The sequence below is a fragment of the Bradyrhizobium sp. sBnM-33 genome, assembly GCF_032917945.1.
Lineage (GTDB): Bacteria > Pseudomonadota > Alphaproteobacteria > Rhizobiales > Xanthobacteraceae > Bradyrhizobium.
Window position 1 is genome coordinate 3,896,412 of record NZ_CP136624.1, and the last position, 12,816, is coordinate 3,909,227.

The 12,816-nt window shown below is 59.6% G+C and carries 10 protein-coding genes; 5 read left to right on the top strand and 5 right to left on the bottom strand.

Annotated features, from left to right (window positions below; genetic code table 11):
- Positions 1-581: 581 nt before the first annotated feature.
- Together RX328_RS17775 and RX328_RS17780 are read right to left on the bottom strand one after the other, a co-directional pair.
- Positions 582-752 carry a hypothetical protein gene (locus tag RX328_RS17775; RefSeq protein WP_213256494.1) on the bottom strand — a complete coding sequence of 57 codons (171 nt, stop codon included), beginning with the start codon at positions 750-752 and terminating at the stop codon, positions 582-584.
- Positions 749-1,198: a hypothetical protein gene (locus tag RX328_RS17780; RefSeq protein ID WP_312018142.1), complete on the bottom strand. Its 450-nt coding sequence runs from the start codon at positions 1,196-1,198 to the stop codon at positions 749-751. Before RX328_RS17780 ends, RX328_RS17775 begins: the two co-directional genes overlap by 4 nt.
- 275 nt (positions 1,199-1,473) lie before the next feature.
- Here RX328_RS17780 and RX328_RS17785 point away from each other — a divergent pair, with 275 nt between their 5' ends.
- The 4 genes from RX328_RS17785 (at position 1,474) to ftsZ (ending at position 6,304) form a co-directional block, all read left to right on the top strand.
- On the top strand, positions 1,474-1,677 hold the full coding sequence (locus tag RX328_RS17785) for a hypothetical protein (protein ID WP_213256492.1): 204 nt from the start codon (positions 1,474-1,476) through the stop codon (positions 1,675-1,677).
- 1,300 nt (positions 1,678-2,977) lie between these two features.
- A complete protein-coding gene (locus RX328_RS17790) occupies positions 2,978-3,379 on the top strand; it encodes a hypothetical protein (RefSeq protein WP_213256490.1) in 402 nt (133 codons plus the stop codon).
- A gap of 1,240 nt (positions 3,380-4,619) precedes the next feature.
- Complete coding sequence (locus RX328_RS17795) at positions 4,620-4,913, top strand: hypothetical protein (RefSeq protein WP_317258765.1); 294 nt, start codon at positions 4,620-4,622, stop codon at positions 4,911-4,913.
- Between the two features lie 233 nt (positions 4,914-5,146).
- Positions 5,147-6,304 (top strand): cell division protein FtsZ, encoded by a 1,158-nt coding sequence (ftsZ, locus tag RX328_RS17800; protein ID WP_213256488.1) that lies wholly within the window; start codon positions 5,147-5,149, stop codon positions 6,302-6,304.
- Positions 6,305-6,527: 223 nt separating this feature from the next.
- Here ftsZ and RX328_RS17805 read toward each other — a convergent pair whose 3' ends face one another.
- The gene (locus tag RX328_RS17805) at positions 6,528-8,411 is read right to left on the bottom strand and encodes a tetratricopeptide repeat protein (RefSeq protein WP_213256486.1); all 1,884 of its coding nucleotides are present in this window, start codon (positions 8,409-8,411) and stop codon (positions 6,528-6,530) included.
- Between the two features lie 1,872 nt (positions 8,412-10,283).
- Positions 10,284-10,589 (bottom strand): hypothetical protein, encoded by a 306-nt coding sequence (locus RX328_RS17810; RefSeq protein ID WP_213256484.1) that lies wholly within the window; start codon positions 10,587-10,589, stop codon positions 10,284-10,286.
- A 214-nt stretch (positions 10,590-10,803) separates the two neighbouring features.
- Here RX328_RS17810 and RX328_RS17815 point away from each other — a divergent pair, with 214 nt between their 5' ends.
- Positions 10,804-12,381 (top strand): serine protease, encoded by a 1,578-nt coding sequence (locus tag RX328_RS17815; RefSeq protein WP_317258766.1) that lies wholly within the window; start codon positions 10,804-10,806, stop codon positions 12,379-12,381.
- Positions 12,382-12,499: 118 nt separating this feature from the next.
- Here the strand turns inward: RX328_RS17815 and RX328_RS17820 are convergent, their stop codons facing one another.
- A complete protein-coding gene (locus tag RX328_RS17820) occupies positions 12,500-12,703 on the bottom strand; it encodes a hypothetical protein (RefSeq protein WP_213256480.1) in 204 nt (67 codons plus the stop codon).
- Positions 12,704-12,816 lie beyond the last annotated feature (113 nt).

Sequence of the window (12,816 nt, forward strand, 5' to 3'; positions counted from 1 at the left end):
TAAATGGCCTCATAGGGAGGCAGCGCCATGGGAAAAGGGGAACGCATCAAACACGAGAAGACGTTTGAAGAGCGACTGGCGCAAGAGGCCCGACGCTTTAAAGAGGCAGCAGATAAGCTCCCTCACGGCACGGCCCGGGAACTACTTCTAAGGCGGGCTCGCCAGGCTGAGACGGCCGCTCACATCAATGAGTGGCTGAGATCGCCCGGACTGCAACCCCCTACCTCATTGGGAAACTTGCTGCCGGATCAGGAGAAGTAAGGCTGCCTCAGTTGGCGGTCCTACAGCGACCTTGGCGCCTGCCAGACAATTGCCAGCACCAGGATCACAAGCATATGCAGTCCGGCGGCCGATCCGGTTCATTCCAGAACCTCGTACTCAAAGGCCACGCGTTCCGGGTCGTTTTCCTCAAACCATTTTCCGCGGCGTCCTCGCTGGCAAAGACCTTGAGGTGATCGGGGTCGCCCGCGTCATGAATATGCTCGAACACTTGACGAAGGCCGCGCATATCGAATCACTGCCCGCAGCCGGGCATTTCCTGTGATGATCAACCTTCGGTCTTGGCGATGCCGTCAGCGGCCTTACCCGGTTTCCTCATCCACGGCGCCTATGACTTCGTATTCAAACACGACGCCTTCAGGATCGTTCACCAGAAACCACTCATCGGCAAGGTCCGAGTTTGCAAACACCTTGAGATGGTCACGGTCGCCGACCTGCTTGCTGGTATCTACGTAAATCCAGACCGTTTTCATTGGTCTCTCTTTAGCTTCCGGCGCCCCCAATGATGCTTTTTCCCTGGCTCGGTAAACTCGCGGACATGGCCGCGGTTCAACGCCCGCATGATGCCGATCCTGGCCAGCATCGTTGGGCCGCCGTTCTCCGCCACAAGGATCAGCGCCTCCATCGCCGCCTGCCATTCCGGCACGGAGTGCTCTGCCTTCGACAGCTTCGCGATGTAGCTGGCGGCGTCCCGCAAGGTGAGGAGCCAACGGAGCGGAATCGGATCTTCAAACGGTGCGGACCAGGGCAATAAAATACTCGGGCAATAATCTTGGGGTGTTCCACGCCCAGCACAGCCTACTGCTAGCGGCTTGTCATCTCGTTCACGTTTTGTACTATTGGTCGCATAATGAAAAACGCCGGTGAAATCGAGATCCTTTTCAGGCGGCTTCGCCTCTACGACCAGCTCGGGCGCCATGCCGAGGGGCTCGTCCGAGTAATCCAGAGAACATTGAAGGAGAGCTATGGGCCTAGATCACGTCCGTTCCGAGATCGAGCACATGCGCGTCCAACTCGGAAGACAGCGTAAGTAAACCTCCAGCTTCAGCGCGCCGGCATCTCGACTGCATCGGCTGAGCTTTTGCTGCGGCGGATGCTGGCAAAGATCGAGCGCCTTTGTGACGAGCGGGACCGGCTGAAGAAGGAGCAGGACGGTCCAACGAAGGGACGCGTGCTTGGGGGCCGGAGCTGGTGATGCGCGATCAACTGAAATGGTACGACGACAAGGCGGACAATTCGGCGTGGCTCGATGCGCTCGTTGAACTGCGGCAGCGCGCGGCGCGCGAGGGGTACTGTTATCAGCACGTCCAGGCGATCACCGTTGCGATCGACCAGTACGCCGAGAAAGCGCTGGGCAACCGAGACTACTTTCTCAACAAGCCCTACGGCGTCGGCTAAGCGAAATGCGGCGCCCGCCGTGTCAACGAGCGGCATCCTTTCCCTTTGGGCGGGCAGCCTCTTTAGCTCGCTCGGCTTGCCACGCATCATAGGCCGGGGTGCCGGGTCTCGGGGGCGCGTCGGCGGGCAGCCCGCCCATCCACGACGGCATGTCCGCCACCGGGTTGCTGCCGGTGCTCGCACAACCTGCAAGCAAGCTTGAAGCGAGAATGAACACGGATAGGCCAAGCTTCATCTGACCACCGCCGGGATTCGAGGTGCCCAATTCTGCCAAGAATCAGACCCAGCCTGAATAGGCCATTTCGGGGCGCCTCGCAGTGGCAAGGCCCGGCGCATGTCGTCCGCTACCGTCGTGCGCCGGGCCGCTATTAGGAACGATGTTGGCTTGTAAGGGTCGATGCGATGGCTTCCGGTTTGCGTCGCCAAACAGGCTCCCGCCGGAAGTGGACGGCTCTGGCGCTTTCGCTAGGGCCGTTTTTCTTCACCTGGCGGGCGCTTCCTGCACGGCGACAGCTTGGCGGCAATGAAGAGGGCTGCCAGCGCGACGACCAGCACGACAAGGCCGATCGTTTCGCTATCCCACTCCGATGCGAACGAAGCAGGAAAAGCTGTGTTGCGCTCGTATTGCGTGGAGCCGCTTGTAGTTGCCTGTACCGTCTTGGAATTGCTGTCACTGGCTTGCAGCGCCGCGCAACACGGTTTGGCCGCCAGAACGAAACGAGGATCATGCCAAGTTGTTGATTGATCGTCAGAACTAGTGGCGATCCCAGCAGAACTAGCACAGCGCTATATCTCACATACTTAGCTTGGCAAACCGCCGTATGGGCCGGTCCTGAGGGAATTCAGCTTTTTGCCGCTTTGGCAAACTGCCGGCCGTCGTGGCCGCGCGGGGCTTCACTGAAATTGGGAGAGGGGCGCCCGGCAATCGCCGATTGAGCGCGGAATTTGAACGGGTTGGTTTGGCGACTATCCCGTCCACGTCCGCGCACTTGAATTCCTCTGCCTCGCGGACGCGATTAGCCGTCAGGTTGCCGGACCACAACAACCGGAAATGCACCGCCGGAACTTCAGGCGCAAGCCCTTCCGACGGCCCGACTGCCCGAGCGCGGGCTGAGGGATAGCTAGGACCACGAACCCCAGCGTTGCCGCGGTGTATGCGTGGCGGGGAGCGGCTGGCCACCGAAAAAAGGCAGTCCTGAGTATACGGTGCTGAGATGTGCCCCCTCTAGGCCGCTCTCCTCTCCAGCAATGGGGAGGGGGAGGACGCGGAAGGCGGACTATTGTCAAAAAGGAGCAAGGAATGTCGCGTTCCCGGTCGCGTGTTTGTTTGCAGGATGGATTGAAGCTCGACATCAATCGCCTCGCTCGAAATAGCTTCATAAAATTCGGGGCGAATATCGGCGTGAAAGGCATCGCTTGGAAGCATTCCTATTGGGGAGAGATTGCGCGAGGGCTCATCAGCGCCGACATGACGGACGCCTGTCACGCCTGGCTCAAGGTTGAGCTGGGCGAGGTTGTCCAGCGGATAACGCTAGTCTCCCGGCGTCGCCATTTCGGCGGCCCATCAGTGGTTTTTTCTGTGCCCAGCGACATATCGGCTGGCCACCGTTCTCTGGAAACCGCCGGGAGCCCGAAAATTTTGCAGCCGCGGGACGTGGGGGCGGCAGGTGGCATACGCGTCGCAGTTCTTGGATCGAGATAGCCGCGCACATTACGTGCAATCCAAGCTCAACGCCCGGCTATGCTCTGTCAGCGGGTTTGATCCAGAAGATTGGGATTTTCCGCCCAAACCGAAATGGATGAGGTGGAAAACTTACCAACGCTATGGAGAGCGATTCGAACGGTGCGAGGCGATCTTGGATTATGGGTGTGCGGCTCTGGTCGCGAAACTGATAGGACAAAAAATCCATTGAATTCAATGGCCAAATTTCAAGTTCGGCAACATATTTCGATTCGCGATAGAATGCCGGCGCGCTTCATTGGCGCGCCTTCTCGTCGCGAACTCAGCGACAAACGTCGGTCGTCAGCTCGCAAACTTCGGGGCGCGCTTCGGAGCGACCTGACGGGGCTGATTTTGAAGTAACCATCAAGGCCGGTGCGGTGTCTCCTCTCGGCAAGTCAAAGAGCTGCTCGCATCCCTAGGTTATCGCGGTCACTTCCTGGACGGTGCGACAATCACAATCGACTAGAATCACGATTGCGATGAATGCCTGTTTCTGCGGTCAAACTGGGCCAGCATTGTGCGCGTAGACACCAGGTCGCCAGGCTACCTCCAGCCTCCGTCCTGCTGTAGAGGGACTGGCGGGCCAGAGGCGGCAGTATACGATGATCGGGAATGTTCGTTCCTAAGCTGCCAACCCATCCTTAACCCCGGCAGATTCCGATCTGACCAATCGTGGAGTTCATCACCGCGAGAGCAATGCGTAGAGCCGTCGCTGACTCAACCCAGCGGCGGCTTTTTCATCGGAAGGCTTTTTTGATGGGTGCGGTTCTCGCTTGACCCAGTGCGGCGAACCGCCCGCGCGATAGGGACGTTCTCGGTGCTTCGAAACCAAGCCCTCAAGTCCCCATCCGGCAGGCGTGCCGGAATAGATCCGGTCCGATCTCTCCCTGTTCATAGTCTGAAAGGAATAAGTCGCCTACCATTCGCAGTATCTTGATGCTACCAACCGCGCTCACATCGGCACGGCCAAGATCAAGGCTCGCTTAATTGGGGATAACGATCCGGATGAATGGGACTTGCGGCCGAACCGAAGTGGATGCGATGGGCGACAGCCGGCGCGTTTCCGAGGTGAAGTCTGATAGGCAAACCATCCATTCTGGTCGCCGGACGCTCAATGGGCGGAATCCGCCCACTGTTAACGATCTCTTAACCATCACAACTTAACTTCCGGTTACTTTTCGGTTAATAGACCGCGCGGTTCGTTCCAGGAGAACAGCCGATGCCTGTTGAAACACTGACATATGCCGCACTTGGCGCCCGCTTGACAATCTCGCCTAATGCCGCTCGTTCGCTTGTCAAGCGGCTCCGGCTGCCGCGCTCACTTTCAGATGACGGCAAAGCAATGGTGAGCGTGGATCTCACGGAAATACGGCATAAGCGTCGGCCACCACGTGAAGCAGGCAAGGTCGTCCTAGCTGCAAAGATCATAGCATTGCAGGGGAGATCGCGCGGCTCGAAGCAACAGCAGCGGGTCACCGGGCCGATTTCGAGCGCGAGCGCGCCGATCGGCTGATGGTTGAAGTGCTACGGGCGACCGCCGAGGCTACGGCAGCTAAGGAGGCGACGGCGCGGCTCGAAGGTTTTCTTCGGAAAGATGGCCGAGCTGGTGATGGCTCGACCGACAGCCACGGACTAGCTGCACCCCGCCCGGGGCACCTAGCTGCGGACTTAATGGCAGCAGACCGCAAGGCTGCTCGTGGGTAAGCATGCGTGTCCCCGGCGTAGCGGAGCAATCGGGAGAGAAAAATGACCAGCATTGCCGATATCAGCGAGATGAAGGCGCGCATTATCGTGTTTGGGGTCGGCGGCGCTGGCGGCAATGCCGTCAACAACATGATCGCGTCTGAGCTGCAAGGGGTCGAATTTATCGTCGCTAATACCGACGCACAGGCGCTCGCCATGTCCAAGGCCAACTGGATCATCCAGATGGGCGCCCAAGTCACCCAAGGCCTTGGTGCCGGCTCGCAGCCCGAAGTGGGGCGCACGGCGGCCGAAGAGGCAATCAATTCGATCCGCGATCATTTAACCGGCGCACACATGGTGTTCGTTACTGCCGGCATGGGCGGCGGTACCGGCACTGGGGCAGCGCCGGTTATAGCCAAGACCGCCCGTGAGCTTGGCATTCTCACCATCGGTGTAGTCACCAAGCCGTTCCACTTCGAGGGCCAGCGCCGCATGCGCTTTGCCGAAGCAGGCATCGCGGAACTGCTCAGGGCGGTGGACACTCTGCTGGTCATCCCAAACCAGAACCTCTTCCGGGTGGCCAACGAGAAGACCACCTTCGCCGATGCCTTCGTGCTGGCCGATCAAGTGCTTTATTCCGGTGTGGCCTGCATTAGCGACCTTGTAGTCAAGGAAGGCCTGATCAATCTCGATTTTGCCGACGTTCTCACCGTAATGCGCGAGAAGGGCAAAGCCATGATGGGCAGGGGCGAGGCTTCCGGTACGAAGCGCGTGCTCAATGCAGCTGTGGCCGCAATTTCCAATCCATTGATCGATGACCCGTCGATCAAGCGCGCCAGTGGCCTCATAATCTCCATCACCGGCGGCAAGGACCTTATGCTGTTCGAGGTAGACGAAGCCGCGACCCGCATTCGCGAAGAGGTCGATAAGGACGCCAATGTCATCGTCGGCGCCACTTTCGATGAAAGCCTGCAAGGTATTGTCCGCGTGTCGGTGGTAGCGACCGGCATCGATAATCTTGGTGCGACGCGCCAGACGCAACCAACGGGCTCACTTACGGAACTCGCTAGCAGGCTGCGCAAGGAAAATCATCGCAGCGCCGAGCGGATCGAGAGTAGTGCACCGCGGCCGGAATTATACAGCCGCTTTTCCGCTGTGCGCAATTCAATCGAGCAAGTTGTTTGCGATATCCCGGCCTTCCTGGGCCGCAAGGCTAACTGAATTCTCGTAGGAACCAAATCGGCTCGCTTAAAAGCGGGCCTAAGCGGACTTGCCAGTTGGCGCCTGTGATGTCCGCTTTTGGAGGTAGAGCGGGCTAAGGCCCGGTAGACACTGAGGTCTGCTATTGGGCCCGTAGCCGACTTCCGGCGCGGCGCCCTCAGGACGACGGTACGACACAGCTTCGAAATTAAGGGACCGTTGTAGGCCGCGCCATTCACGGCACTTAGAGCCAGAGCACTGAATAGGCAGACGTGTCATCCGCCGCATCTCGGAAATTGAGCGCCGCGGCGGCAAAATCGCCACGATCGTAAAGCGCGTAGCCCAGATTTGCCTGTGCCTCGGCCAGGCTTTTTAGGACGGCGGCCCAATCAATCGGCACACCCTCGCGGGGTCGCTGCTTCAGCGCTTCGCGATAGGCGGCGACCGCCTCCTCAAGGCGTGCTGTCCCGCCCTCGCGCTCGTTGAGCATAGCGAGCACGTTCCCGAGGCTGGCCTGGATCAGGACCCGTTGCTGCGGCGCACCTTCGCGGGTCTGTTCCTTCAGCGCTTCGCGATATGCGACGGCCGCTTCGTCCAGGCGTACTGTGCCGCTCTCGCTCGCTCCGAGCTTGGCAAGCACACTGCCGAGAGCGCTCTGGGTCGAGGCCCAAATGGCCGGTCCGCGCTCCCGCGTCTGTTCCTTCAGCGCTTCGCGAAAAGCGGCGGCCGCTTCTTCCAGGCGCGCGGTGCTTTTTTCGCGCTGGCCGAGCGTGACGAGTACGGTTCCGAGGGTGATCTGCGTCGAGGCCCAATCGAGCGGCGCGCGGTCGCGGGTCTGTTCCTTCAGGGCTTCGCGATAGGTGACGACTGCTTCCTCCAGGCGTGCGCTGCCGCTCTCGCGCGAGCCGAGCTTCACCAGCACATCGGCAAGAGCGCTCTCGATCGAGGTCCAAAATCGTGGCGCGCCCTCGCGGCTGAATTCTTTCAACGCTTCGCGATAGGAGGCAACTGACTCCTCGAGGCGCGGGATACTGTTCTCTCTGTCACCGAGCGTGGCGAACACAGATCCGAGAAGGTATTGCGCCGCCGCCCACTTGAGCGGCACACGCTCGCGGGTCAGTTCGCTCAGGCCTTCGCGATAGGCCGCGACTGCTTCCTCTAGGCGCGCGCTGCCGCTCTCGCGCGAGCCGATCGCGGAGAAGGTGCCCCCGAGCACATATTGCGTCGCCGCCCAGTTGAGCGGTGCGCGCTGGCGGGTGAATTCCTCGACGGCCAAGCGATACGCTGTCACGGCCTCTTCGAGGCGCTCCATGCTGTTTTCGCGTGCGCCGAGTGCCGTGAGCGCGATGCCGAGATTGGCCTGGGACTGCGCCCAGTCCAACGGCACGCGGTCGCGGCTCCTTTCGCTCAAGGCCTGGCGATGGGCGGCGACGGCCGCTTCGAGCTTTGTCGTCGCGCTCTCGAGCACGCCGAGGGTCATGAACGCATTGGCGAGGTTGCTCTGAGTGTTCGCCCAAAGGAGCGGCGCGCGCTCGCGGGTCCGTTCGCTCAGCGCTTCGCGAAAGGCGGCGGTGGCCTCTTCGAGCTTGGCGGTTCCGTTCTCGCGCAATCCCTGGGTGAAAAGCGCGCCGCCCAAACTGTTTTGGATCGTAGCCCAGCCGCTCGGTACCCGCTCGCGCGGCATCAATGCCAGCAAGCGCTTGTACCGCTCGATTGCCGAAAGTAGCGCAACGTTGTCGCCCGGTTCATCGCCTTGCTGATAGAGCGCATCCGCCTCTTTCTGCAGGTAGCCGATTCGCTCACCTTCGTGGGCGCCGTTCGGAGAGAACTCGGCCGCCGCTTTGGCAAAGTAGGTCGCGGCCTCCGCATATCGCAAGCGGGTGAGCGCGATCTCGCCGCGCCGGGCCAATGTCTTGGCGATGTTGAGTGCCAGATGATCGCGGTCGCGCCTCTGTTCAGCTACGACAGCCGCGAGCAACGTATCCGCTTTGACGAGGTCGCCTGCATCGATTGCCTTTTGTGCGTCGGCTTTCAGAGCGGCTACGCTCGAACTGTCGCCGCCCTGAGCCGCGGAGGTGGCGAGAAGCCCTTTGATGCGTTCTGCGAACTCAACGAGTTTGGCACCCATGCGCTCAGGCGGAACGTTCGCTACTCCAACAATTTCCAATGCAACCCGTACCTGCCCGGCATTGAGGTCCAACTTTCCTTGAGTAGAGCGATATTCTCCTCCAGCAGGCGTGTCCTTTCACGAACAAACCCCTCAAGTTGCTCCGGGGAGATGCCAACGTTCAAGGTCGAATTGACAAGGTCGCGGCCGATGGCGATGGCACCGGGCTCGGCGGTCACCTGCGCGTGAACCGATCCGCTCGATGCAACTAGCCTCAGCTTCGCGACGAGCTCTTCTGCCGCCGCGCATCAGTTTCATCATCCGCAGCGCAACTACGCCATTTGCGTCGACTGCCAACATCATCAACGAAGTGAACATCCGCCGATTGGTTTGATGTGGTTTGAAAAGCGGAGCTCTGTACATCTGACTGGTTCGGTCACCAACTTTCGAATTCATTCAGCAAGCGAAGTAGGCACTAGTGCGCGCAACTTGAGTGCGGATCGTCGATTTAATAGGCGCCTCGAATATCTCGCGGCCGCTCTCATCTCGGACTGAGATATAGTTCCCCGGCTTTGCGAAAGTCGGCCGCTCGGTGCCCATGCGATGAGCGATGAACTGAGCGTGGTCCTTACGCTTCCTCGCCGGACTTGCATTGGCGCCCAGGACGTCGTGGGCCGGAAGCTCTCCGGCTAGGTCAAAGAAAAACGTCTTCATGGGCGTGCCTGTAGCTATAAGGCATGAGCACAACGTGGTGCGTTACCGCGAAACTGCGCAGATTATGCAGTGATGATCGTTAACCGCGCAGGCTTGTCGATAACTCATCAATCGGAAGATGATCGAGCCCTCGCTTCCGATTCTCGCGCTAGCCGCTCTGCCTTGAGACGCTCGCGGTTTCGTGGAAAGATTTCTGCGCCTTTTCGTGATCAGTCAGGTCATTTCTGACCTCTCTGAACGCCTTGTGGGCCTGTCGCTCGGCCGGCGTCGTCTCCCGGCGCATAAAGGCGTTGTCACTAATCATTTTCACCTCGACGAGTTAGCTTACTCAACGCGGCGCGCTGATGTTTGATCCAAAGCAGGCGAAATCAGAAGGGCAGCCGCCTGTCGCCGATAGCGCCCAGGGTCGCATTGAGCGGCTGTCCTCAAGCCGGGCGTGTCTATCACGGTATTCGAGGCCAAGGGGCTCTCAGCGATCCTCGATGAGGCCGACGCGGTCTAGGCCGTTGCGCTCGTGCGCACACGAGGAAGGGCGCCGCATATACGCGCGACGGACTCGACACATTGTTCCACCGGCTGAAGATCAGTTTGGTTAGAGAGGGTTAGGTCAGATCCGGCTTAACGTTCGCTCGGCAAGAATGCAGTCGACCTTGGCTTCTCAGAGAACGACATTGCTGGCGCGCTGGGGCAGACGAGCTTTGCCAGCGCTCGGCCCTATACGGTCGAGCACAAACAGCGCGAGGCCGCCGAGAAGGTCATTAGGGCTCTTGAGAAAGAGGGAAACCGATGAAGTAGTTCGTGGACGACCGCACCGCGCCCTACCGGGTGACCCAAGACGCCTGGCGAGCAGTAGTGCCAGCACAGAGCTGCGCTTGCGCATGACAAGATCGGCGCGTACTCCGGCAGCAAGTCGGTTCGGCAGCGAACGGCCTGCGGCTCGGTCGCGAACACGCTCTCCCTGTTCCACAATCGGCGCAAGGTAGACAACTTCCTGGCCGGCAGTAGTCCGCCCAAAATGACGCATTGCGGTTCTTCGATTTTCAGCAAAAGGTGGAGCTGCCCGCTGACGACAAAGCACTGGCTTAAGAAATGGTGGTTGTTTTCTGCGTCGGCGGCGCCGATCCAGTCGGTCCGCCTCAACAACAGGATTGACCATGCTAGCCCAATCCCTTGCGTCCGTTAGCCCGCATTTTCCCGTTTTGACGACAGGCGTCTGGCTGAGCCCTTTGGAACCTTGACAAATGTAGCTGCCCGCAGCAGCCTTCGTTTGCTGCACGGCATTAGCGGTGCAATAGAGCCCAAAAAAGCTGGGCCGCAGAGAGACTGTTCTCTCCAGCCCCGCTCCGGTGGCACTACCGTCTCGCTGGCATCGTTGCAGCGCGCGTGCCGTGATTCGAGCTTCACCGACTCGATGTCTTGCTTGTCCAGCAGCACATACTGGTTCTTGGCGATTACAAAACCCTTGACCAGATCGGCCCGCGACACATTTTCTCCGGTGCCGGCATCTTCATCTTGATACTGTTGTTGGTCTGGGGGTTGATCAAGTTAACGCTGTCGTTAGCTGGAGGAACTCGTGATGCCGCACGCAATGACGCTCATCTCTGTTGGCAGACTGCAGCATGTCGCTTGTGCCGCGTGGCTCATCTTCGGATTTGGAGTGACCTCGCCAGTGTCCGCCCAAACCCCGAGTAGTAATTGGATGCGTGAATACGTCCAGCTACGTGTCCTCTCGCGCAACCTGAATGCGGTTGGCGCCGCAAGACTTGCGGGCAGTGACCCGCGCTCTCTCAATCGCCCGAAGATCGTCGGCGGTACCGTGGCGGGAGCCACGGACAATCCCTTCCAGGTCGCCTTACTGACGAGTAGCGACAGCAACAACGTAACGGCACAGTACTGCGGTGGCACTCTGGTGCGACCGAACTTTGTGGTCACGGCTGCCCATTGCAGTGATTTCGTCCGGACTGACCAGGTCCAGGTGCTAACCGGTACGCGGAGCCTTGCCGCGGGGGGCAACCGCCGTGACGTGTCGCAGATCGTCATTCATCCAAGTTGGAACGCCAACACCTTCGATAATGACGTGGCCGTATGGCGGCTATCGACCGACGCCGCTGGAATTGACGGTGCTAGCCTTGCCACTGATGATGGAACCGTCGGTACCAATCTGCTCGTCACCGGCTGGGGGCTTACATCCGAAGGCGGTACAGGCGCGATCGACTTGCGGCGCGTCGAGGTGCCTCTGGTTGATCGGAACAATTGCAACGATGCCAATTCCTATAACAACCAAATTACGGACAGAATGCTTTGTGCGGGCTTGGATCCCGGCGGCAGAGACAGCTGTCAGGGTGATTCTGGCGGACCGCTGACGGGAGGCGCCAACAACACAGTCCTGACCGGCATTGTCAGTTGGGGCACTGGGTGTGCGCGACCTAATCTCTTTGGTATCTATACGCGGGTCTCTGACCCCGCGATCCGCAACTTCATCGAAGAGAATATCGGGCGTGGCTGGACCTTCAGGCTTCAGAAGGGTACGGCGCTACACGAGACGGGTAACAACTTCGCCTTTGCGGCACTGGCGAATGGAGACCTGATGGCCATCAAAAAGGCCCAGACAGGTACAAATTCGACCGAGGTCCACATTCTGTCTGCCGCGTCAATTTACGGGCAATTCAGACTTCAGAAGGGTACGGCGCTACACGAGACGGGTAACAACTTCGCCTTTGCGGCACTGGCGAATGGAGACCTGATGGCCATCAAAAAGGCCCAGACAGGTACAAATTCGACCGAGGTCCACATTCTGTCCGCCGCGTCAAATTATGGGCAATTCAAGCTTCAGACGGGTACAGCGCTATACGAGACGGATGACAACTTCGCCTTTGCGGCACTGGCGAATGAAGACCTGATGGTCATCAAGAAGGCCCAGACAGGTACAAATTCGACCGAGGTCCACATTCTGTCCGCCGCGTCAAATTACCGGCAATTCAGGCTTCAGACGGGTACAGCCCTAGACGAGACGGATGACAACTTCGCCTTTGCGGCACTGGCGAATGGAGACCTGATGGCCATCAAGAAGGCCCAGACAGGTACAAATTCGACCGAGGTCCACATTCTGTCCGCCGCGTCAAACTACCGGCAATTCAGGCTTCAGACGGGTACAGCCCTACACGAGACGGATGACAACTTCGCCTTTGCGGCGCTGGCGAATGGAGACCTGATGGCCATCAAGAAGGCCCAGACAGGTACAAATTCGACCGAGGTCCATATCTTAAGTGGCCCGTGAGGTAACGTTTGTCTCTGTAGGGGGGAGCAGGGCTCCTTACGATACCGCCCCCGCTTCTCGCGCGCATCCAGTAAGCGCCTTGTGCGGGCGTGAAAGCGGCATCGTTCGAGGCTCCAAGCTAATCCTTTTGGACCTCGCGCTCTACGAGCCGCTGCGCTGCCTCACTCAACTTGAGGTGCCACCAAGCATCCACCTCCCGGTCGATGTGCTTACGGCGCTGGCGCCGGGTCATGCCGTGCCGAAACCAGTCGGATCGCTCGACCTGCTCGCGGAGGAGCCGACGCACCTCGGCCTCGACTTCCTTGTTATTGATGATCGCCATCACGCTGTCGCGGCTCTAGACGGTGATCTCGATCTGATTGCCGCCGGGGTCCTCGACGACAGCTCCCACTCCGGCCGAAGCTATTGCCAGCCTGTTTTGAGGCCAAGCGGAGT

Coding starts and splice junctions, on each gene's coding strand:
- RX328_RS17785 (WP_213256492.1), top strand. CDS start 1,474: ATGCGCGATCAACTGAAATGGTACGACGACAAGGCGGACAATTCGGCG.
- RX328_RS17780 (WP_312018142.1), bottom strand. CDS start 1,198: ATGGCGCCCGAGCTGGTCGTAGAGGCGAAGCCGCCTGAAAAGGATCTC.
- RX328_RS17805 (WP_213256486.1), bottom strand. CDS start 8,411: ATGGGTGCCAAACTCGTTGAGTTCGCAGAACGCATCAAAGGGCTTCTC.
- ftsZ (WP_213256488.1), top strand. CDS start 5,147: ATGACCAGCATTGCCGATATCAGCGAGATGAAGGCGCGCATTATCGTG.
- RX328_RS17775 (WP_213256494.1), bottom strand. CDS start 752: ATGAAAACGGTCTGGATTTACGTAGATACCAGCAAGCAGGTCGGCGAC.
- RX328_RS17790 (WP_213256490.1), top strand. CDS start 2,978: ATGTCGCGTTCCCGGTCGCGTGTTTGTTTGCAGGATGGATTGAAGCTC.
- RX328_RS17795 (WP_317258765.1), top strand. CDS start 4,620: ATGCCTGTTGAAACACTGACATATGCCGCACTTGGCGCCCGCTTGACA.
- RX328_RS17820 (WP_213256480.1), bottom strand. CDS start 12,703: ATGGCGATCATCAATAACAAGGAAGTCGAGGCCGAGGTGCGTCGGCTC.
- RX328_RS17815 (WP_317258766.1), top strand. CDS start 10,804: ATGCGTGAATACGTCCAGCTACGTGTCCTCTCGCGCAACCTGAATGCG.